The organism is Helicobacter sp. MIT 14-3879 (assembly GCF_003364125.1).
Window position 1 is genome coordinate 1 of record NZ_NXLP01000015.1, and the last position, 21,709, is coordinate 21,709.

The following is a 21,709-nucleotide window of genomic DNA, read 5'->3' on the forward strand; positions in this document are numbered from 1 at the left end:
GCCCACGACTTTAGACTAACGCTAGAGCGGGATGATAGGAGTAGGCTTCCTATACTATCAGAGTTTGCATACAATATAGAGTTTATATCAATATGTTATATTATCATTAACAATATATTTATAATATGTTATATTTATAATAATATATTATAATGTATCATATATTTATAATAAAATATATTTATTTTAATTACTTATAATTTTTTATTCTGTTAGTTTTTTAAGTAGAAGTTATTATATTGATAGTGTAAATTAATTTATAATATATTGTAAAGAATAATATATTTTTAGTTAAATTATACATTAATTATATTGACAATTAATTGATAATGTAATATAATGTCAATGTTCTTTAAGTAGGAGTTAAATTTTGATAATAACATTTTCACATCCAAAAGGTGGAGTTGGAAAATCTACTTTGTGTTTAAATTATTTGGTTTATTTACAAAAGCAAAGTAAAGATTTTATAGTGCTTGATTTAGACGGACAGAGTAGTATTAGTAATATTAATAAGATAAGAGCAACAAATAATCTTAAAACTTTTAATATTACAAGTTTCAAGGATACAAATTCATTTGTTAATTTCATTCAGACACATTCAGATTCTAATATTATTATAGATAGTGGTGGTTTTGATAGTGCATATAATCGTATTGCTGTATCAATGAGTGATATAGTGCTTACACCTCTTAGTGATTCTCCACTTGAAATAATGAGATTAGTAAGTTTTGATGAGATACTAAATGATATAGAAAAGACGCTAAGGCAAACTAATCCTAATTTTACTTTAAAAGTATATTTGGTGTTGAATAGAATTAATCCAGCCATTACAAAAATAAATGAAATCTTAGAACCATTCAAAGATTCTAAACACTATTATTTTATGAACTCAATTATAAGGGATAGGACATTAATAAAATTCTCTCCTGCAAATGCTGAAAGTGTTTTAGAAGCTAAAATAAGAACTCATAGTGATATTATGGCAAAGAATGAAATATTAAGTTTTTGCAATGAAATTGAAACTTTAAAAGGAGCTTTAAAATGAATAAAAAAATAAGTATTGATGTATTAAATTCTATTAGCAAAGGTGCTGATGTAGTTGAAAGCGGCGGAATAAATAATGTGCAACAAGTAAAGATACTTAGAAAAGAAAGGTTGGGCAATAGAAAAGTATATCGTTCATTTTCTTTAAATCTTTTGCAAGAGGACTATATTAAATTCTTAGATTATTTAGATAGTAATAATATTAATTCTGGTTCTGCGTTAATAAGAGAAATACTAAAAGAAAAAGGTATTATATAAGATTATGGCAATATCAACAACAAATAGATTAAGTGGTGTATTAGTCTAATTGGTGTTTGTAGAACTTTAGTATAGGCTTTCTTTAGAACTTGGCTAAATCCTAAAATGCAAGAGAATAGAGAAACTCTAAGATTAAAAGAATGCTCAAAGAAGCCAGTCCTTAGATAAGTTTATTACCTTTATGTGTATCAAAATGCTTATTTGCCACTTTAGTGGAATGATTATTATTCCCAATCCACAATTAAATCTTGAAACCCAAACAGCTAATCAATTTTTAATGAATATATGGATGTTTTACAACTTAATATTCAAAGATTGGGAAGTGAGAAAGGGTATTATTCTTTCAAGACCAAGAATATTGGGGATACAGATTGACATTTAGCAGTGATTTCACTTCGCTAATTTATAGGAATAAAGAAATACAAGAGAAGTTATTAGAAGGAAATAAAACTTTTATCAGATAGGTAATTTATTTCTTGTATGAGTGGCTAATGCAATCTGATATTGTTTTTAACTATTACAAACCTCAGCCACAACTGTATCTGCAATTAAAGACTCTCTATACCAACATAGCAAACATTAATATTTTATGCACAATATCTATGTTTTTAATATTTTGGGAGACTTAGGCAATTTAAATCATACTTCATCAAAAGCCTATTTAACCTTCCAAAAGGAGAATTTTACTCTAAATACGAGGGGTGAATTTATAATTTCGCTTTAATATATTTATAATATAATAGCCTCCATGAAGAAGATTTATAGTTCAAAAAAGTATTGTTATTATTGTAATGTTATTAGGAGAAAATATCAAGCCAAAAGGCAATTAAAAAACAAAGGTAAGAAAAAATTTGACAAAAATAATACTCACAAACAAAACGAGCTGCTTGAATACTCATCACTAGCACTTAACAAAGGCAATATAAATAAAATTATAGACGATACAATAAGGCTTTCAGGAAACCCCAAAAGTTTTGCAATTAGTTTTAGAAAGCTAACAAGATTTGATTTGGGATTATGCCTAGTTTTTACAAGCCTTTTAGAACATTTTAGTGAAATAAAAAAGGTTCGTTTTGCCTTCAGAAAATATTTAATGCCCAAAGATAAGAATATAAAAAATATGTTTATTCGAACGGGAATTTTTAGGATTTTATGTAATAAACCTATTCAAATTCAAGAGGGCAAAATATGTATTTTAAAAGTTTCTATTAGTAATAAAGAAACATTAAAACAAGTTCTCTTGAAAATCTCCAAAGAAGTAGTAGAATTCTCTTTTAAAAAAATCAATATTGCCAATAATAGTAATGCTAAAAATCATTTTAATAAGATATTTGGTGAACTTTTACTTAATGTAAAATCTCATGCCTATACCAATGAGATAAATAAGATAGTATATTTAGCTGGTGAAGTTCAGCAAAATGTTATAAAATTTGCTATTTTGGATAAAGGAATAGGTTTTGCTAAGTCTATCAAAAATAGAAGTAATATTAAGGATAGGTTTTCTGATATAATAAACAATAACAATAATAATTATGTAAAAGTAATATTTGAATCCAATGTAAAAAGACATAGGGATTACTCTGGAGAGAATATCAAGAGAGGAAATGGAACAAAAAGGTTAGAGGAAAGTATAAAAAAATGTAAAGGGGCAAAGATGCAAATTATATCCAAGAAAGACTTTTACGAACTATATTTTGACGACAGAAATATGACATATAGATCAAATAACGATAAGGTAAAATATCACGAAGCAATTGGGACATTAATAAGCTTTGAATTACCTATAAAAGAATTTTTAAAAGGAGTGTAAAAATGATAACATTTAATTTTGATAAGGAATATACAACAACCCCATATGCAAGAAACGAAGAACACGATAAAGAAAAAAATGGCAAAGATTTTGAAGAAAATTACCTTTCAAAATGGATTAACGAAAAGAGAGAAGTATTGATTAAAGTTGATAATCTTGAATTGCCATTTTCTGACTCTTTTGTTGATGCAAGCTTTTGCAAATTAATACGCCAAGATAAAGAATTATTTAATAAATATATCAAGATAGACGATAAAACAGAGGATGAAAAAGATTTGCTCAATACAATTAAAGAAGTATTAGCAAGGCAATAGATGAAATCTATAATAAAATTAAACTCTTTTTTAGAAAGAGTCGGCGATTGGTTAATCACCTATGTGGATTTCACAATAGCCTTTGGCTCTTCACTAGGAGGAATAATTGGTGGTTGGTTTATTACACGTTATTACCATAAAAAAGGACAACAAGAATATCGCGAGCAAAAAATTAGGGATAAACTAGAGAGTTTGTATAAAGATATAGATTTTGCTTATAAAATACAAAATGAAAAAGAGAGAAAGGAAAGGCTTCAAACTATTTCATTTATAAACATTCAAAATCAAAGGAAGCTATTGGGAAATTCAGTTGGAGATTTACAAGATATTCTTTTTAGAAATTCAGACAATAAAGAGGAGGTAATGGCTGAAATAACACAAGTTTTTAAACGATATTTTCCCGGATGCTTTAATTAAACTTCGATTTTATAATGAGGAATATGTAAAACTTATAGAATATGGTAAAAAATGAAGCAACCTTATAAAATAAATATCTTTAGCGTCCATAAAATTACTTGGTATGATAAGAGTAGAAAATATTGCCCTAAATACGAAAATAGGTATAGAAAAGAATCAACAAAAGCATTTTAATTTTTTGATGTTTAAAAAATAAAATATTAATCAACTTAACTCACTCAATCATTTTCTTTCTTTGCTCTAGTAAAAATATCATTTCATTATATTGTCTAGCCTTTTCTTTTTCCACATCGATTAGTTTTTGGATTTCTTTATTTTGGTCTTTTATTTTGCTAGTGTTGTCTTTTATATTATCCTTTAAATCATCTACATTTGACTTTTGCGGTTTAATCATAGTATCTACAATATAATTTTTAATACTAGAAAATCCTTGTTGAATATCAGAAATACAAGTGCAAGCAAAACTAATACTAACACTAAGAGAAAGTAATAATAAAACTTTTTTCATTTAAGATTACCTTGCATATCTGCATAATTACTTAGTAATTTTTTATATCTCTCATATTCAAAGGATATTTTTTGCTCTTTAATGGCATTTGCTTTAGTTAGATTCTCAATATTTTGTAAATAATTTGCCCTTGTTTTACTCTCATCTTTTAACATTGTGCTTGTAGTTTTTATACTTGTATAAATAGGGGTGATTGATGAATTTAATTGTGTAATAGCCGTAGTGTTTAATGTTGTAAGCGTGGTTGGTCCTCCATCTTGTCCAGAAGATGAGCAATACCACGCATTAGAAACTATTATACCAATAAATAATAATATTAATATTCTCATTATTTTATTATCTCCTCTAAATCTTTATTAATTTTATAGTTTATACTCTCTCCTTTAGAATCTATTAGATTGCTTTGTAAATCATTAATAATTTTTGAGTTAAAAAATATACCTTGCATATTTAATGTATTTTTAGAATCTAGATTCTGTATATTTTTTAATTTATTAAAAGATGTATCGTTGTTATCAAAGATAGAATCCTCATCAGAATTTATTTGTTTGATAATTTGTTCTATTACTGCATCAGCTGCTTTATATGTAGTTTTTAGACTTTGTGCCGTGCTTTGCATAATACCTATATCTATACAAGCTCCATAACTTATATTAGAAATTAAAAATATAGCAATTAAATATCTCATTTCTCCTCCTATTTGCAACTCATTTGATTATAAATATAAATTAGTTTGTTTTCTCTTGTTAATTCAAAATTACTACCGCTTAAATGAAGTAAATATTTAGCATTAAGTTTTTGTAGATTTAATACTTTCTTACGTTGATTATCGTAAGTATCTTGTATTTTGCTAACAACTTGACTTATATTTTTAACTGCATCACAAGAGCCACAAGATTCTGCGTAAATATTTGAGATTAAAAGACAAAATAATAACACTCTCATTGATTAGAAAACCTATTTTGTTTAATGTGATTGCGCAGTGATTTATTAAAATCACTTAGAGCTTGATATAAAACATTGTCCATTTGATAACCATCTCTAGTTTTATTAAATAAGAACTTATAATATAACATCATTAACATTCCATAAAACACAGGAACTTTCACCATATCAAACAATAAAATACAAAGTATAAGAACTATAATAGAAGCTTTAGATAGTAATAAAGGTATTAAGCCAAGCTTTAGTCTAAACTGCTCTTTATATAAAATAATATCTATGTTAAATTTCATTATTTCTCCTTTTTAAGTCCTAATATCTTATTTATCTTTTTAACTGAAATAAAAGCAATGCCTAAAGCTACAAATATAAATATAAAAGCTAAATAAATATTTGCTATATTTATTGTATTAATTAGTTTTAATAACAATCCAATAATTAATACAAATATTAAAAATCCTAGAGTTAATTTATCTAGTTTTCTCATTGTCGATTCCTCCTTATGTGTTTTGTGGAATCTATGTTTTGTTTATGCTCTTTATGTTTACTGCTAAAATGCTCTAGTGCAGAGGTTTTAGGTAATTCTCGTTTAGAATCTTGTTTTAAAGATTCTTGACTTTTAGTTTTATTTTGGGGTAAAATGCTCTCGTTGGCGGATTTGCGAAAATTGAAGTCTTTAAATATGGAATGATAGGGATGACCACGCCTATCCTCTTCCGCCATTCTTTCATTTGCTTCTGTTTTAGTGTGAGTAGTAATAAGCCTGTTTATTTCTTTTTCATTTTGTTTATATGTTGTTTGATTCTCATCTTTATTTTGTGATATACTATCTTTAGTAGGACGGAGAAAATTAAGGTCATTAATAAAGTGGTAAGGCTGACCTTGCTTACCCACTCCTACATTATCCCCTAAATTTCTTTGCCCTTTTTCTGTTTCTGAATAAGTAGTAATAAGCCTATTTTGTTCATTATATTCTCTACTTCCATACCTTAAAACATTTCCATCATTTGCTTTTACTTTCCAAGTGTAGTCTTTATGTAATTTATTATATTCAGCCTCTACATTCTTAGCTACCTTAGGGAATGATAATAATTCCTCTTTGGTTACCATACCTCTTAAGGCTTTATTATCTAAATGTTTTTGTATTTGTTTTTTCATAAAGTCTTTATCCACTCTTACATCTCCTACATTACTTTTTACTCTTGTAGAAGATTTATCATCTTCTAAGACCTTATACATTTGTGAGCTTTCTTTTTTACTTTGTCTATCCCAAGCAATATCTTTTAGATTTTGCAAAGTATCTTTTATAGAATCTAGGGTTTCTTGCATAGTAGAAATCTTAGATTCAAGTTCTATAATTTCTTTTTGTAACTCTTCTTTTTCTTTATCGCTCATCTAATAACCTTTCTTTATACCTGAACAGAATATTTTTCTAATTTTTGAGTTAAATCCGCAATAGTAGAATTAGTATCTTTTAATCCTATATGCTCATATACAATTCCTACACCATATATTATAATTCTCCAAGTTATATAAATACTAGCAATAACTCCTAGAATCCCTATTGTGCTTTGTATAAGTCCTAAAGCAACAGCAGTAGAAAACTCATTATTAATAGCTGATAATGAAGCAAATTGTATAGTTGCAAAACCAATAAATACATCATTAACTAAATGATTCATTGCTAAAGCAAAAAATATCAAAATTACAAGCACGATAGGTTTAAAGAATAACTGCATTCCTTTTACTAAGAATTCTATTATTTTATGAGTATTTTTCTGTGTAAGTGAATATGCAACAACAAATGGAGATATATAAAAATAAAAAGCTAAATCAACTATAAAACCTATAAATACAATAATTCCACAAATCATAGCTGTTAAAAGAGGAAGAAACTCCAGTATGGTTTTCATAATACTCCAAGTAGTAATATATGCAATAGGACTTGCTAATAAACCACCAATTATAGATGATGCTGTGGAAATATAGCCGATAAATAAAGTATTTTTTACCCATTTACTTAAAAAATTGCTTACCTTATCACCTTCTAATTTATCTAGGTTATCGTGTATAAAATTATAGATTCCACTTGCACCAGGAAGTATAAAATAAGGAGTCCCACCAAGCAACTTCGCCATAATTGTTCCACTAATTTTAGTTAATGAAGTATCAGAGTTTTGATTCGCCTCTGTAATTATTTTCTCATTATTCTCCTCTGTATTTTCTAGCTTATCCCTACTTGTATCTACTACACTTAATATATCTATCATTAATGCAGTGCTAGGAATAATTAGTGCATTAGCCCAACCTAATTCATTTTGCCTAGAGTTCATTTCTGTATTCACTTTACTAAGTAAAGATTTTAACTCACTATTGTTTTGCCAATTATTGTTTATTGTATCTACATAGTTAGCTAATACTCTTCGTTGTTTTTGAGTGGATAAATACTTATATTGCACTTTAGCACAAGCATTTTCATCAATAACACTAGCTTTTGCATTTAAATCAAATGCGTTAGAAGATTCTATATCATTTAAATATTTATTTCCTCCATAAGCTAATTTATTAGGATATGCTTCCTTACAAAATTCAATTACACTTTTATATTGTGCTTCTTGTGCTATGGCTTGAGTAAGTTGATTTTTTATAGCTAACTCTCCTTCCATAGCCTGAAATCCAACAGAATTATATAAATATCTAAGATAAGTATTTGCTCCAATAGCAGAGGCTCTATCTGCAATAGATATTGAAGTTTGTGTAAAGTAGCGAATTAAGCTTTGAACAATAGTTGTATTCATACCGCTAGATTCTGGTATAGGTGCAAAAAATATGGCTACACTTACAACAGGGATTGCAAACTTCTTAAGATAATCTTTAGATTCTGTTGAATAGTTTTGTAAATAGTCTAATAGCTTTACACTACCTAATTTAAATAAAAAGAATGCTCCAATCATCATAAATAAGAAATTTTGTAAAAAGCTATATATTTTTTGCATATCAGAGAATAGATTTGCATAATAACCTAAATTTGCCTTATTAATAGAATCTGCTGATGATAGAAGTTCTAAATTATCTTGTTTCCCTGTGATTAAAGAAAAGAAATCTGTATTTAATACTGCTCTTGTGCCATAAACTGCATTTGGGTCTTTGAGTGTAAGAATCCCAGAAAGAGATGTATTGTGAAAATCAATTACTTCAGGGTCAAGAGTAGCAAGAGAAGCTAAGAATTTAGAAAATGTAATTTTAGTGGAATCATATATAGATTCTTTAAAATCATTATATATATTTCCACTTACTAAATCTCCATTATAATAAGCATTAGCGTCTTCTCTACACTTAGTATTAATTTGATTGGCATTAACATTTAACTTTGTTCCATATTTGTTTTTAACTTCGCAATATGTAGTTCCAGAGCTTGCATCTATATCTGTAATAGTAGCTATATAATCACTTTGAACACTTCTACAAGAAAATTTACAAATATCAGTGCTAACAATATAATCATTTTTTACAAAAATACCATTTTCTAATTTAGAAGTTTGAGGTTCAAACTCTAATTTATTGTCATTACCTATGGTATCATCGGCTTTTGCAGTGTTAAAAATTAAGATTAAAAATAGTAGAATTTTACTTGAGGTTGCTACCCCTAAGGTTGCAGCCTTAGGGGTAAATCTAAACAACCTTAAAAAGGTGTTCAGTATGAAACTCCTAGAATTGATAACAACAATTCTAAAGCTGATTGTAACATTTTTTGATTTATTAATCAAAATTTTTGCATAATTAGCAATAGAGCCTTTACTTTTCAAAGTAAAGGTGTTTTTATCAATTCTTAAATTAAAGCTAGACATAGTTTTCTACTTAATAAGATTATTTATTTCTTGTTCTGCTTTAGAAGAATCAAACTTTTCATTCATAATAACAGCTTTTTGTCCGCTTAAAGAAACAAGATTCTTTCTTATCTCATCTGCTAAAACAATCTTTGATTGAATCATTGCTTCTCTTTTAATTTGATTATTGATTTTTAATATTAATCTAGGACGCACTTCTGGTTTCATATATTTAACATAATCATTTGTAGGAATAGCTAAATCTGTGCTTTGAGCTGCTACATCAATAGCAAGTCCAATCCTCTTTGGTGTGCCTACATCAATTTTCTCATTAATCTCTGCAATATATTGATTTGCTATTTTCTCTGCTTCAGAGCCTTTTTTATTTTGTAATTTTTGCTTTAAAACACCACTAACATTTACAGGAGATGAAATAATTAAATCATTAGTAATAGAAGCACTTAATCCATCTCTTTGATTAAAATAATCGCTCATTGAAGTAGGGGCTTGAAAAGAATTAATATCTAAATCATTTAATGATTGTATATTGCTAATTTTACCCATATCAACTAAAGCTTTTAATTCACTTTGGTCAGAATTTAAGATAACTGATTTAGCATAAGTTTCTTTATTTGAAACAAGAATATTTTTTACATTAACAACTTTGCTAAAATAATCATCTATATTTTTACCATTTGGCAGATTAATACCATCACTTAAACGATATTGAGAATCATAAATTCCTAAATTTGAAATCACATTATTAAGTCTATTATTAACATTAGAATTACAAAATTGTTGCAATCCTGCTCCGCTTATACCAATATAGTTAGTTTTCTTTTGAAATCCAATATTTCCAATATCTGGTAGAATACTACACATATTTTGTTGTAAATTATTAATATTATTAAATTGTGAGCAAATATCAATTTTACCTCTTATATTAGAGTTATAATAACAAAGACCAACAGCACCACCACTAATGTTATTAAAAGAATCGAATAAAGAACTTAAACCATTTCCTGTTATTCCACCTAAAATTCCTCCAGCACCTCCACTTACCATATTGCCTAAATTTCCTAAATCAATTGCTTTAAGCTGTGTTAAAAGAATTAATAATAAAAATATTTTTTTAGCATTATTTAGCATTATTTTCTCCCATTTCATTTATTTTTATATCTAACAATGAGTTTGTAGATTCCAAAAGAAAATTAACTTCATCTAACTTTTTTGAGTTATAAGCTCTTAAATCTTGTAATTTTTTTAAGAGCTTATTTTGTTCTTTATATGCAGATAAGTAATCATTATATGCACTATCTAAAGAATTGAGAGATTGTGTTAGTTGTGAAAAAGATGTATTAATATCTTTTTGTGCTTGTATATTTTCGCTAACTATGTTAGGCACACAAGTAATCCAACAAGCAGAGTAGCAAGAAGTTATAATAGACAAAATAACTAACAACTTCATATTACACTCCAAAAATAGAACGAATTTGTGTTCTCATAACCTCTATTGCTAAAGACGAATTACCCATAAACACTGCACCAAACAAAGTAATAAGCAACATAGCAATAGCTACTCCTATGATAAACCAAGTTCCAGCAACTAATGCTAATTTCTTAGAATCTTTTTCGTTGTCTGACTTTTTAGCTTCATTGCTATAAGCTCTCCAGCCAATACCAAAACCAACCATAAATGGCAATATGGCAAAAAACCACTTACCCCCTACACCTAAACTAGATTTAGCAGCAGAATCAAGAGAAGTGATGGTATTATTAATACCATCAAATTCATTTGCACCAAACAATACTTGAAGACTTCCAAATATTAAAGTAAATAATAAAATTTTCTTCAATTTTATCCTCCTTAAAAATCTTTATAATTTTTAGTTTTCCATTCAATATCAGTAAAATAATCATCATTTGGCGATGGGTCTTGAATCATTTTCATAATATCACCCTTTTTGTTTTTTATTTCGCCACCATCGATTAATGTTCTAATATCATTTACAGAAAGTTTTTTATCAAAAGCTTTTTGTTCAAAATTAATCCTAAAATTACAGACTCCAGAGTTATAGTATTCTTTATCTGCTTTTTTAGGTAAATATTGCTTACAACACACCCCATATTCCCTTATTTCTAATGTATTTTCTTTACAAGCTGGACAATTTGTCGCCATTTTTTACTCCTTAAATTCATATTAATATCTCTTTATAAAAGTTAGAGATTTTGTCAAATAAATTACCACTAGGCAAAAATAATGCGGGACTTGCTAAATAAGCCCAAGTTATATAAAGCATACTGCAAAAAACCACAGATATAATGCTCCAACTAACTATTCCCGAATAAGAATCTTTATAAGTATCTTTTTTTGCCAAACCTACACCATAGACTACTGCTAATATAAAAATAGCAATAGGAGAAATTGCATAAGCTAAATGCACTATTACAGACAATAAATGTAAGACTACATATGCACTCATCATTTCAACACTATTACTACCACCAACTAAATTAAACACTTCCCCTTGATTATTTCCTGCCCAAAATACTTCAAATATTTTTTTAGTAAAAAGCTGTGTATTATTTGGGTCTAATCTGTCAAGTGAATATATAGTTGCTATAAAAGCTACACAAGATACTAAATGCACTATCAAGGCTTTTAATATTATAGACAGTGTTGTTTGACCACCCGTTGTTTGTTGATTACTTCTAATTATTCCGTGAATAATTACAAATAAAAATGGGGCAATAGTAAAGATAACTGCCGCTCCACCAAAAATACTAGCTAGAGTGATAACTTTAGCCCCTGTAATATCTATCATTGTCTATGTTTTCTCACATTAGCTTCCCTCTCTGTTTGCATAGTTTGCGTATTATATTTTGGAGGGGTATATTCTTTTTTATTATCCCTAAAAAACTGCATATTAGTTTTTTGGGTATCATTATTCTTGGAATTATTGTTAATTTTATTTGTCTGAGTAGATTTTGGTTGGTAGCTATTTAACTCTACTGCAAATTCTTTTAACTTTAATTCCAGCTCATTTGCATCAATTCTGTTTTTCTTAGCTTCAGCCTCTAAATTAAATGCCTTTTGCCATGTTGTTTTGTTAAAATATCCCTTTCCTTTATCTCTCATAGATTGCTTTAATTTATCAAAAACTTCTCCATAAGGATTTATTTTATTTTTATTAGATTCTTTATTGTCTAACACATAAAAACTTAGTTTTGAAGCATCTTTTAGAGTTTGCAGCATCTCTTCGTTTGATAATACACTAGGACATTGTTGTAGAAGCTCTTTTTTTAAGTCATCTATTTCATAGTTAGTTTGGGTATCTTTAGCAATAATGTATTTTGCAATTTGTTCGCGTAAAACTTTATTGTGCATAGATTCGCCATCAACTTTAAACTTTTCACTTGCCTTTATAAAGCTATTAATATCAAAAGCTTTAGGTTTATATTCAGGTTTCCATTCTGGAATTAGCTTATCTTTAAAGTCAATGTCATCTATATTAAAAACACCATAACACCTAAATGTAGATGATTTTAAAGCTTCTATCTCTTTAGAATCCATAGGTTGTTCTTTTTGTTTTTGCATTTCTTCAATTTCTTTGTCTGTTTTTCCCCTGTTTAAATAAAAGACATTAACTTGTGTTGAACCCTTTTTAACCATACCACCAAGCTCTTTAGCTTGATTAAAAGTAAGCCAAGAATTAGTTTTAAAACCACTCATTGCACTTTTTGTATCAAGCATTAAAACATTTGTTCCTTTATAGACAGATTGTGCTTTTGGATTAACTGCTAAATCTGTATTTAATTGTTTAGCACTCCAAGATTGAAGCAAAGGGCTTTGTCCATTTTTTAATGATTCAGTAATAATATTAATATTCTTCTCTTCTGCTAATTTAGTATAGTCAAAGAAGCTTATTTTATTTTCTAAACTCATATTTAATCCTCCTCATATAAAGGCTGGGATAAATATTCTATTTCTTTTATTTCATTTTCTGTTAAATCATCAATAACAAATTCATCAATTACGACTTCTTCCATTAGGTTTTCTCCTTTCATTTGTATTATTGACTTTATTAATTTCCTCAATATAACTTACTCTCTGTTCTAATTTTTCCATTCTCAAAATTAGTTTATCAATGGTTTCTCTTAGTTTTAAAATTATAAAACCTATATCATTTTTACTTGGTTGAGTAATAGGCTCTTCCATTAAAATAATCCTCCTTCCATTTCGTTTAATGCTATTTATTTCACCATTGCTTATTAAATAGCATACTTTTCTATTTGAAAATCCTGTTAATTTTGCATATTCACTTATTGTGTATTCAACCATATCAAATCCTTTATGTGATAATTTTTGTAAAATTATGCCAAAAGGACTTATGCTAGAGATTCGGATTTGTATTGAAAACACGCATTTCCTCCTCTGAAATTTCAAATTTTAAATTGAATACACCATTTGCATACCATATACATAATTCGTGCATATCTGTTTCATTTAATAAATCAATCACCTTTTGAGGTGGATTAAAGTGTTTTTTTATTTCATTGATTGTTTCTCCTTTCTTAAGTGGTATGAGTAAAAATATTCTTGTTGATAATTGTTTTAATATTCCTGCTGGAATATGTTCTGGCAATTGTGCAATAAAACATAAATGGACATTATATTTTCTAGCTTCAAATGCTAATTTTTTAAGCATTGTCTCAAAATAAGGAACTTCAAAAAAATTTCTAGATTCTTCAATTGCGTAAAATAACTTTGGCATTTGGATACCGCTACGCTTACATTTCAAAGCATTATCTCTATCTTTAAGATAAGTTTTTTGAAAAATACACAAAAATATAGGGGTAAATAAATTAGATTCTTTAAAATTATTTAAATCCATAGACAGAAAATCTGCATTTTCTATTTTTATAGAATCAAACCTAGAAAACAACTCTAATTTCTCGATTGATAATAATTTAAATGCTAACGTGCTGTAAGCATCTCTATCTTCTTTTTTTATTTGTTGGTTTGAGCTTTGAATTTTGCAATATTTAGCGACATCTCCTAATAAAGGTCTTTTTAAATATTCAAATTCATTATCTTTTAATTCTCTAAGTTCGAAATTATCATCAAAACCCAATCCTATTAACCTATTATAAAGATTAATATTAGTATCTTTTAAATATCTTACTTTATATACTTGATAAATCTTCTCGCTATATATTTTTCTAATAGTTACTTTAAACAATGCACTTTCATTAATGTTTAGAGGTTCTGCACTTTGACTTTGTAAAATAACACTAATTAAGTCTGTTGCAAAAACTAAATCTGCTTCAATTTCTTCTCTGCTTAATGAAAAATCTATACCAACTACATTATAAGCAAACGAGCTAAAATCACTGCTAATGTGAGCTACATTATTATTTGTATTACTTTTTACCAAATTAACAAACACTTCATCGCTAAAGCCGACATCATAACTTCTAATTTTGACGCTTTTACCTAATTCACTTGCGTATCCACTACTAAAATCAAGATTAATCATTTGAGCCATAATTTTTTGTTTAGATACTGACTAACCACTTCCAGATTCTGCAATAATGCACATATGAGGAGTATTGTTTTCATCGGAAAAAGAATAATTTACAAAAGATTTATTTTTATCAAGTCCGTATATATCAGGTTTAGCATTATTTCTCTTATGTAAAGTAGCAATATAATTTCTAAAATAATTGCTTTCAACTAAGAAATCAAAATCACTATCTTTATATTTTAATGGAGTTTTTCGTAAAACTTCACTTCTAAAAATATCTTTTGGAATATAAGCATTTTTTAGGCTAGTTCCAAGAGAGCCTATCGCACTAGAATCATATCTTTTAAATAAAGCAACTGAATTAACAATTAGTAATTCTACATCTCCAGCAATATATTGTTCTTTCAAACTAACAAAAATTTGCTTATTACCGCTCCATTTAGAAGAATTAATCAAAAAAGAAATATTATTTTCTATTCTTCTTTGATTAAAATCAAAAAATACCCAAACACAGCCATCAAAATCTATTTTTCTAAAGATTTTACTAATATCACTTTTTGAAATTCCTTCTAAAGCCTTGTATGATTGAAATATATCAATTTCACTTAAATTTTTATATACTGCTTGTTTTGCAATTTTTTTAAAACTTAAGAAACCCGGATTTAAATCATTTTCAAAGTCAATCGTAATATTGCGTTTAAGTTGCTTGTTTTCTTCAAAATAGGTATTTTGAAGATATAAATCAAATATTGCATTTAATAACTCTTGACCGCTTAATAATTTTAAATCATAATAGATAGCGATAGAATTTAATAGGTTTTTATTATGACTAAACAAAAACTGCTTTTGATATTTGCCTTGTTTATGAATACAATAAAATAAATAGCTATCATCAAATTTTTTATAGTCTCTAAAAATTTCTTTTATTGTATCATCTGACAAATAGTTAGGAACATTATCATATCCTACCAATTCCAAACCATAAAGCTTTTGTAATGGTGTATTAATTCTTATATAATCATCTTCTACTATATCAACTATAAGACCACTATTGCTTACATATTCATTTAAAATAGAATTAAGCGGTATAATAATTTTTTCAAATAAAGTATTTGATTTATTTGTATTTTTTAGCCCACGATATATCCCAGCCCCAGCAAGCCCAATTAATGCAAGAGTAGCAAAATTCATCATTTTACCCCCAAATAAGATTTAATAAATTTTTTAAAATAAGCATACCCCTTATGATTTGCATATCCTTTGTTATAGCACTCAATACTTGGCTTGATAGATTGATATTTAGCTTGACAATTTGCAAGAATATTATTAGCTTTGATGATGTTATATTTTAAATCAAGCATTAGTGGAATCTCTTCATAACTAAAATTGCTTGAATTAATTTGAGCAATGCCTAAATCAAAATTTTTATTTAACAAATATAATTCTTTTGCAATAGCTGCAATGATATTCTTATTAGTATTAGAATAAATAACTATTCTATTTGGATAAAAATGCTTAACTTCTAAAGAATTATCAATATATTTAAGTCCTTGTAATTGTTTGTAAAAATCCTTACTTCCATTCAAGGCGATAATATTTTGTTTCCCATTAGATTCTATTTTTATTATTGATAAATACACTTTTTTATCTACACCACTAATTTTAGATATTTCTCCAATAATAGAATCTACTTCATAGGCAAAAAGAATTTTTAATATAACAGACAAAATTAAAAATACTTTCATTTTGCACCTTTTGTTGGCATAACAATATTAAATTTTTGAATACGCATTCCATAAGGATTAAAATCACTAGCCCGCTGTAAATCAAAATCTCCACTTGCATTAATAATAACAGAGCCTTTTTGATTAATATATTGATTTTTAGCAATAATATAGCTTAACATCGAACATTCAATTTCTATAGTCGTAGAAAAACTATTGCCTGTATATTCATATTTATTTACTTTATAGCTTTTAATATTTATATATTCTGGTAATTTATCTTGTGCAATTGCACTTAGAATCCATTGCAAATATGAAATAAAATCTCCATAAGCCTGTTTATTATCAGAATCTTTTTTGTCGCCTAAATAATATTTATATATCATTCCAAGCCCAATAGAGTTATCTAAAATCTCGCTATATTGAGTAAATGAATTCTTTTGAAAATCATTAGTGATAGAAGCCCTAGATACTATAAAATTATTTACTAAAGTAGATAATACAAATTGTTGTAAATATTCTGCTTTTAAAGGTTCTTTCTCAACTCTAATTGCTCTGCCATCAATTGTTGTAAAAACTACTTTAGAATTATTATCAAGCACAATTCTTTCTAATGACTTCATTGAATTAGATATATTGTATAAGGAAGAACACATAACAATAATGACAACAACAAATCCCCAAAATAAGAATTTCCAATTTTTACCAAAGAATTGCTCACATTTAAAACTTAAAGTTTCTTCTATCATTTTGAACAAACCTCACTAAATTTTGAACAAAAATCTTTTTTTTCTTGTGGATTAAAAAACATTACACGATAATATTCTTTATCATTTTCATATACTAAGTTTGCTTTTCTAAGTATATTTTCATTTTGAGAATTCTTTTTAACATTCATATAAATAATATTACCACTAGTAGAATCTGGCAAATCTGATGTATTAGAATCTCTACCATTAAGCAATATACTATTATTAAGATTATTTGCTAATTCTTGTTGTTTTTGTTCTCCTGTTGGCAAACTTCCAAATTTTGCAAAAATATCATCAATATTTAATTCACTCTCTATTCTGCTTGGTGTAATCTCAAAACTTAAAACCCCATTTTTTGGATTTATTATTTGGTAAATTTGTGGATATGTAAGTTTCTTTTCTTCGATTAGATATTTACCTATTTCAAAAGCTTTTATATTATCTTTGTATTTTTCTACAACTTTTTTAGCTATTTCAATGCCTTTTTGCATTCCTAAATCATAGCCCTTATTCCACCCATTCTCATAACCTCTTTCGTAAAAGAATTTTTCAGCCTCATCTGCATAAATAAAACTTGTACAAATTATTAATAATAAAAATTTTTTCATTTTACATCTCCTTTCTTAATTCCTATACTCCAAATAGTAGGTTTAGTTTTCTCTTGTGGTGTTAAATAATCCATAACCCATAAATCAAACAATCTTGCTATTTCTAATTCATCAATATCTTTTAAATTCATCTCTCTATTTGGTAAATATAAATCTGCTTGTTTTGGTAATGGATTTGTTTGATAAATAGAGCTACAACCGATAAAAATAAAAATAAGTAGTAAAAAATAAATTTTATTCATTTTCTTCCTCAACATCATCAGCTGCAAAATAAAGATTTTTATTTTTAACTTTATAAAATACTTCTTGCTCTTTTGTTGAAACTTTTTTATCAAGAATGTAACGATTTTGTTTTTCTACAATATTAGATTCTTTAAAACTATTTGAACTATTGCCTTTAAATATATTAATATAGCTCTGTGTGAGAAGATTTTTTAATTTAAAATATTTTTGCTTTGTCTTAGAAATATCTTTTTTACTATGATTATTTTGTGGTTGCTCTTTAATTAACAAGAAACCTGTATAAATAAAATTATTATTATTTTTTGCCTCCTCTATAAATTTTTTATAAGATTTTGCGATGTAAATAGGATTAATATAAAATTCATCACTACCTTTTGAGAGTTTTGCTGTCATATCGTAAAGATTTTTTATTTTAATTATTGCATCTCTTGCATCAGCTTCACGCTCAAAACTACCAAAAATGAGTTCATTTTTGGTAAGTAGTGTTTTAAAATTATCTCTATTTGCTTGATATTGAAGATATAATATTTCTGCTAATGGTAGTTTATCTGTATTAACAAAAACAATAAAATCATTATGATTAAACTCTGCTTGTTTAATACCTATACCCTCATTTTTAAGCTGAAATTCAAACATAGCTAAACCTGTTTTAAATCCACTTTTAAATGCTTCTTGCTCGCTCTGTGAAATAGCAAAGCAAGAACAAATGTTAATAATTAATACTAATAATATTTTCATTATTTCTCCTCAATAAAGCGTAAGTTGTAATGTAAAGCTGATTTATCATCAACAAAACGAATATAGATAGGGGTTATAGCTTCTATTAAATAACCTTCAAATTTTTCTCCAACTCTAAAAGTTTTATTGTTATAAGTAAAAGAATCTTGGTTAATAATAATGTAAGTTTGAATACTCTTAAGATAAGTCTTTATATCTCTATTGTTTTCAATATTGTTAGAGATTTCATCTATACTTTGCGTATTTACCATATTGTTGTTTTGTTGTGGTAATACTTGAATATTAGATTGTTTTTCTATTGGTTTAACATCTATTTCATAGTTTGTTTGTGGAAATATAGCATTATTATTTATCGTTGTAACATTATTATTTATTGATGGAGTAGTCACATTAGAATCTAATTCATACTTATTTATTTTAGTATTACTATCATCTATAAGTTCATTTTGTGGTTTTGCATCATCTGGAATAAAAATAAGAATAATAAATCCTATCAATAATATTATTGCTATAATGGCTAGTATATATAGCTTCTTATCTTTACTAGATTGTATTTTATTAACAAAATTAATTAGTGTTTGTTTAACTTTATCCATTCTCTTACTCCTAATATGGTTTGCGATTATCTACGCGATATTTTTTATTTCCAATATTGACATAACCATTTTTATCATCAAGCACAATTCGATAGTAAATATCATCAATTTTTATGTAAGAGAACTCATTATTTGGATATTCACCATTTTCTTTAAAATATGTGTATAAAACTTCTAATGGAGACAACTTAGGTTTATCAACATAAGAAACAATTAAATTAAGCTGATTATCTTTTCCCCTGTGATAGCGATTAAGTAAAATATTCATTACATAATTTTGTTTATCTCTGGAATATAAAATACTTAAATTCGCAATTTCAAAACTTTTCTTTGGTCTAAACATTAAAGCGTTTTGGTCAAATTTTATTACTTCAGATTCTCCACTAGAATCTACATAACTAATTTCACTACCTTGAGGTAGTAAGATGGTTGTAGTAAAATATGGATGAATTAATATAGAATCTTGTGAGCTAATAGCTCTAATCTCTGGTTTAGAATTAATGATAACATCATCAAACCTATCTAATATTTCTCTGCTTTCTTTATCTTTTTCAATAGCTTCTTTTGCTAAATCTTTATTTTTTGGAATATCTAAAAAGAATTTTTTAATGCGTAAATCATGCCCTGTCTGTTGGTTTTGAGCTTCCTCTTGCGGTGTTGGTGGTGCAAATGTAGAATTTGGCAATTCAGCTCCTAAACATAACCCATACACACTAAAAAATAATAAAATATTTCTCATTGTCGATTCCTCCTTGTGTGTTTTGTAGAATCTATGTTTTGTTTATGCTCTTTATGTTTGTTTCTAAAATGCTCTAGTGCAGAGGTTTTAGGTTTAGTATTATCCTTTTTCATTGCTTCCATATCAGAATCCTGTGGATTTGATTTTTCATTTTTATTGATATTTGCATAGTATTGTTCAACTCTAGGATTCTTAAAAGTCATTCTTTCTTTAAGATTCCTATCAGAGTAGAATGTTATAATTATTTCATCAGAGGGGGATAGTGGCGGAATGAGACCCTCCCCTTTGAGTTTATCAGTTGCTACTCTAAAACGCACACCCCTTTCATTTTCCCATTCAAAAACTTTTCCATCTTTACTAACATCTTCAAGATAAGGTTCTTTAAAGATTTTCATATATTCTCTTATAGAATTTCCTAGATTAACTAATTCTTCTATTGTTATTTCACCTTCACTTCCTTTTTCAAGATGAAGTTTTATATGTTCTGCACCTCTGCCTTTATCTCTTCTTACATTATGCCAACCTTTTATATAATGAACTAAATAATCTATAATTACATCTTCTATAATTTCTATATCTGTTTTAATAGGTGTAGTTTTCTTTTGATTAAAAGTTACATTAAAGATTCCTCGTTTTTCTTTATCCATTATCTACCTCTTGTTCCTCTTTGATTGTTTTTTAACATTAGTATGAGTTTTATCATCTTTCACCTTTTTAATTTCCTACTTTCTCTCCTTTTGATATAACTTGCATATCTACATATATTCTTGTGCCTGCTGCTATCATATACAAGTATGGTAAATCTTTTTTAAAAGCGTCTGCAATAGCTTTTGTGCTACTTGCAACAAGATTAATACCAGCTTTTGCCACATATAATAAAGGATCGGGGGTTTCATATTGAATATTCTGAATTGGATAAGCAGTAAGTCCATTTTGATAAACTTGTGTATCTTGTCTTAATCTACTTTGCTCATAAGCCATTAAATATTGATTTGACGCTGTTTTAACTTCATCAGCTGCTGCTCCTACAACATCTAATCCAACTTCTGTTAATTTTCTCTCATTTACATAAGTAGCAATGTTATAGCTAGTCTTTGCTTCATTAGTTACATAACTTGATTTTACTTGATAACGATAATTTTTAAATTCAATATACACAGGATCAACAAAGAGTGTTGATATTTTATTTTCTGCTTTTAAGTTAGCGAATAATGATATAAAACCTATATTAGTCTCACAATCTACACCTAAAGAGCTAGGTTGTTTTCCAATATGAACATCATTTTTTATTAAACAATAACCCTTAATTGTTGTAGTTTCCTCTTTTGATGGATTAGCTTCACTTGATTTAACTTCGCTTACTGCTAAAACCTTAACCATTTCAGCTTTTTTAGCAATAGATTCTGCTCTTATATCAATAGTTTGTGCATTCATATAAAAGTTGTGCAAAATCTCTCTTGTGTAATCTACTTTCTTTTCTTCTGGTAAAGGTGAAAGTTTAGATTCACTAACAGAGCTTTTGCCATAACCACTACTTTCGATAATATTTTGAGCTTCTGAATTATTTGCTTCTATTTCTGCTGAATACAAAATAATAAGTGGAACTATCATTAATAAAAATAACCTCATTGCTTTTTCTCCCTAATGCTTAATTTATTCAT

31 protein-coding genes are annotated in these 21,709 nt (G+C 27.2%); 5 read left to right on the forward strand and 26 right to left on the reverse strand.

Annotation, left to right across the window (positions count from 1 at the left end; genetic code table 11):
- Window positions 1-370: 370 nt before the first annotated feature.
- From CQA44_RS07835 to CQA44_RS07860, 5 genes are all read left to right on the forward strand, one after another.
- Window positions 371-1,045, forward strand: coding sequence for a ParA family protein (locus tag CQA44_RS07835; RefSeq protein WP_181881831.1), 675 nt, complete (start codon window positions 371-373; stop codon window positions 1,043-1,045).
- Complete coding sequence (locus CQA44_RS07840; protein ID WP_115546712.1) at window positions 1,042-1,302, forward strand: hypothetical protein; 261 nt, start codon at window positions 1,042-1,044, stop codon at window positions 1,300-1,302. The genes CQA44_RS07835 and CQA44_RS07840 overlap by 4 nt, the downstream gene beginning before the upstream one ends.
- A 748-nt stretch (window positions 1,303-2,050) precedes the next feature.
- Window positions 2,051-3,112, forward strand: a complete 1,062-nt coding sequence (locus CQA44_RS07850; RefSeq protein WP_115546714.1) for a hypothetical protein — start codon at window positions 2,051-2,053, stop codon at window positions 3,110-3,112.
- A gap of 2 nt (window positions 3,113-3,114) precedes the next feature.
- Window positions 3,115-3,426, forward strand: a complete 312-nt coding sequence (locus tag CQA44_RS07855; protein WP_115546715.1) for a hypothetical protein — start codon at window positions 3,115-3,117, stop codon at window positions 3,424-3,426.
- The gene (locus CQA44_RS07860) at window positions 3,427-3,843 is read left to right on the forward strand and encodes a hypothetical protein (protein ID WP_115546716.1); all 417 of its coding nucleotides are present in this window, start codon (window positions 3,427-3,429) and stop codon (window positions 3,841-3,843) included. It begins immediately after the preceding gene.
- A 214-nt stretch (window positions 3,844-4,057) separates the two neighbouring features.
- Here CQA44_RS07860 and CQA44_RS07865 read toward each other — a convergent pair whose 3' ends face one another.
- From CQA44_RS07865 to CQA44_RS07990, 26 genes are all read right to left on the reverse strand, one after another.
- Window positions 4,058-4,351 (reverse strand): hypothetical protein, encoded by a 294-nt coding sequence (locus CQA44_RS07865; RefSeq protein ID WP_115546717.1) that lies wholly within the window; start codon window positions 4,349-4,351, stop codon window positions 4,058-4,060.
- Window positions 4,348-4,680, reverse strand: coding sequence for a hypothetical protein (locus CQA44_RS07870; RefSeq protein ID WP_115546718.1), 333 nt, complete (start codon window positions 4,678-4,680; stop codon window positions 4,348-4,350). The genes CQA44_RS07865 and CQA44_RS07870 overlap by 4 nt, the downstream gene beginning before the upstream one ends.
- Window positions 4,680-5,039, reverse strand: coding sequence for a hypothetical protein (locus tag CQA44_RS07875; RefSeq protein WP_115546719.1), 360 nt, complete (start codon window positions 5,037-5,039; stop codon window positions 4,680-4,682). The genes CQA44_RS07870 and CQA44_RS07875 overlap by 1 nt, the downstream gene beginning before the upstream one ends.
- An 8-nt stretch (window positions 5,040-5,047) precedes the next feature.
- A complete protein-coding gene (locus CQA44_RS07880) occupies window positions 5,048-5,296 on the reverse strand; it encodes a hypothetical protein (protein ID WP_115546720.1) in 249 nt (82 codons plus the stop codon).
- Window positions 5,293-5,586: a hypothetical protein gene (locus CQA44_RS07885; protein WP_115546721.1), complete on the reverse strand. Its 294-nt coding sequence runs from the start codon at window positions 5,584-5,586 to the stop codon at window positions 5,293-5,295. Before CQA44_RS07885 ends, CQA44_RS07880 begins: the two co-directional genes overlap by 4 nt.
- The gene (locus CQA44_RS07890; protein ID WP_115546722.1) at window positions 5,586-5,780 is read right to left on the reverse strand and encodes a hypothetical protein; all 195 of its coding nucleotides are present in this window, start codon (window positions 5,778-5,780) and stop codon (window positions 5,586-5,588) included. Before CQA44_RS07890 ends, CQA44_RS07885 begins: the two co-directional genes overlap by 1 nt.
- Window positions 5,777-6,688: a hypothetical protein gene (locus CQA44_RS07895; RefSeq protein ID WP_258864952.1), complete on the reverse strand. Its 912-nt coding sequence runs from the start codon at window positions 6,686-6,688 to the stop codon at window positions 5,777-5,779. Before CQA44_RS07895 ends, CQA44_RS07890 begins: the two co-directional genes overlap by 4 nt.
- A gap of 14 nt (window positions 6,689-6,702) precedes the next feature.
- The gene (locus CQA44_RS07900) at window positions 6,703-9,141 is read right to left on the reverse strand and encodes a hypothetical protein (RefSeq protein WP_115546723.1); all 2,439 of its coding nucleotides are present in this window, start codon (window positions 9,139-9,141) and stop codon (window positions 6,703-6,705) included.
- Between the two features lie 6 nt (window positions 9,142-9,147).
- The gene (locus CQA44_RS07905) at window positions 9,148-10,269 is read right to left on the reverse strand and encodes a hypothetical protein (protein WP_115546724.1); all 1,122 of its coding nucleotides are present in this window, start codon (window positions 10,267-10,269) and stop codon (window positions 9,148-9,150) included.
- Window positions 10,259-10,588: a hypothetical protein gene (locus tag CQA44_RS07910; protein ID WP_115546725.1), complete on the reverse strand. Its 330-nt coding sequence runs from the start codon at window positions 10,586-10,588 to the stop codon at window positions 10,259-10,261. The genes CQA44_RS07905 and CQA44_RS07910 overlap by 11 nt, the downstream gene beginning before the upstream one ends.
- Before the next feature lies 1 nt (window position 10,589).
- The gene (locus tag CQA44_RS07915; RefSeq protein ID WP_115546726.1) at window positions 10,590-10,976 is read right to left on the reverse strand and encodes a hypothetical protein; all 387 of its coding nucleotides are present in this window, start codon (window positions 10,974-10,976) and stop codon (window positions 10,590-10,592) included.
- An 11-nt stretch (window positions 10,977-10,987) separates the two neighbouring features.
- Entirely contained in the window at window positions 10,988-11,299 is a 312-nt protein-coding gene (locus CQA44_RS07920) for a hypothetical protein (protein ID WP_115546727.1), read from the reverse strand.
- Window positions 11,300-11,315: 16 nt separating this feature from the next.
- Entirely contained in the window at window positions 11,316-11,945 is a 630-nt protein-coding gene (locus CQA44_RS07925) for a hypothetical protein (RefSeq protein WP_115546728.1), read from the reverse strand.
- Window positions 11,942-13,066, reverse strand: a complete 1,125-nt coding sequence (locus tag CQA44_RS07930; protein ID WP_115546729.1) for an ArdC-like ssDNA-binding domain-containing protein — start codon at window positions 13,064-13,066, stop codon at window positions 11,942-11,944. Before CQA44_RS07930 ends, CQA44_RS07925 begins: the two co-directional genes overlap by 4 nt.
- A gap of 84 nt (window positions 13,067-13,150) precedes the next feature.
- On the reverse strand, window positions 13,151-13,543 hold the full coding sequence (locus tag CQA44_RS07935; protein WP_115546730.1) for a hypothetical protein: 393 nt from the start codon (window positions 13,541-13,543) through the stop codon (window positions 13,151-13,153).
- The gene (locus CQA44_RS07940; RefSeq protein WP_147289767.1) at window positions 13,515-14,669 is read right to left on the reverse strand and encodes an ATP-binding protein; all 1,155 of its coding nucleotides are present in this window, start codon (window positions 14,667-14,669) and stop codon (window positions 13,515-13,517) included. The genes CQA44_RS07935 and CQA44_RS07940 overlap by 29 nt, the downstream gene beginning before the upstream one ends.
- 21 nt (window positions 14,670-14,690) lie before the next feature.
- A complete protein-coding gene (locus CQA44_RS07945; RefSeq protein WP_115546732.1) occupies window positions 14,691-15,842 on the reverse strand; it encodes a hypothetical protein in 1,152 nt (383 codons plus the stop codon).
- Complete coding sequence (locus CQA44_RS07950; protein WP_115546733.1) at window positions 15,839-16,393, reverse strand: transglycosylase SLT domain-containing protein; 555 nt, start codon at window positions 16,391-16,393, stop codon at window positions 15,839-15,841. The genes CQA44_RS07945 and CQA44_RS07950 overlap by 4 nt, the downstream gene beginning before the upstream one ends.
- Window positions 16,390-17,121, reverse strand: coding sequence for a hypothetical protein (locus tag CQA44_RS07955; protein WP_115546734.1), 732 nt, complete (start codon window positions 17,119-17,121; stop codon window positions 16,390-16,392). The genes CQA44_RS07950 and CQA44_RS07955 overlap by 4 nt, the downstream gene beginning before the upstream one ends.
- On the reverse strand, window positions 17,118-17,732 hold the full coding sequence (locus tag CQA44_RS07960; protein WP_115546735.1) for a hypothetical protein: 615 nt from the start codon (window positions 17,730-17,732) through the stop codon (window positions 17,118-17,120). The genes CQA44_RS07955 and CQA44_RS07960 overlap by 4 nt, the downstream gene beginning before the upstream one ends.
- Entirely contained in the window at window positions 17,729-17,974 is a 246-nt protein-coding gene (locus CQA44_RS07965; protein WP_115546736.1) for a hypothetical protein, read from the reverse strand. The genes CQA44_RS07960 and CQA44_RS07965 overlap by 4 nt, the downstream gene beginning before the upstream one ends.
- Window positions 17,967-18,713, reverse strand: coding sequence for a hypothetical protein (locus CQA44_RS07970; protein ID WP_115546737.1), 747 nt, complete (start codon window positions 18,711-18,713; stop codon window positions 17,967-17,969). The genes CQA44_RS07965 and CQA44_RS07970 overlap by 8 nt, the downstream gene beginning before the upstream one ends.
- Window positions 18,713-19,309 carry a hypothetical protein gene (locus CQA44_RS07975; protein WP_115546738.1) on the reverse strand — a complete coding sequence of 199 codons (597 nt, stop codon included), beginning with the start codon at window positions 19,307-19,309 and terminating at the stop codon, window positions 18,713-18,715. The genes CQA44_RS07970 and CQA44_RS07975 overlap by 1 nt, the downstream gene beginning before the upstream one ends.
- Before the next feature lie 10 nt (window positions 19,310-19,319).
- Window positions 19,320-20,048, reverse strand: coding sequence for a hypothetical protein (locus CQA44_RS07980; RefSeq protein ID WP_115546739.1), 729 nt, complete (start codon window positions 20,046-20,048; stop codon window positions 19,320-19,322).
- A complete protein-coding gene (locus CQA44_RS07985) occupies window positions 20,045-20,695 on the reverse strand; it encodes a hypothetical protein (protein ID WP_115546740.1) in 651 nt (216 codons plus the stop codon). Before CQA44_RS07985 ends, CQA44_RS07980 begins: the two co-directional genes overlap by 4 nt.
- Before the next feature lie 67 nt (window positions 20,696-20,762).
- The gene (locus tag CQA44_RS07990) at window positions 20,763-21,677 is read right to left on the reverse strand and encodes a hypothetical protein (RefSeq protein ID WP_115546741.1); all 915 of its coding nucleotides are present in this window, start codon (window positions 21,675-21,677) and stop codon (window positions 20,763-20,765) included.
- Window positions 21,678-21,709: the final 32 nt, after the last annotated feature.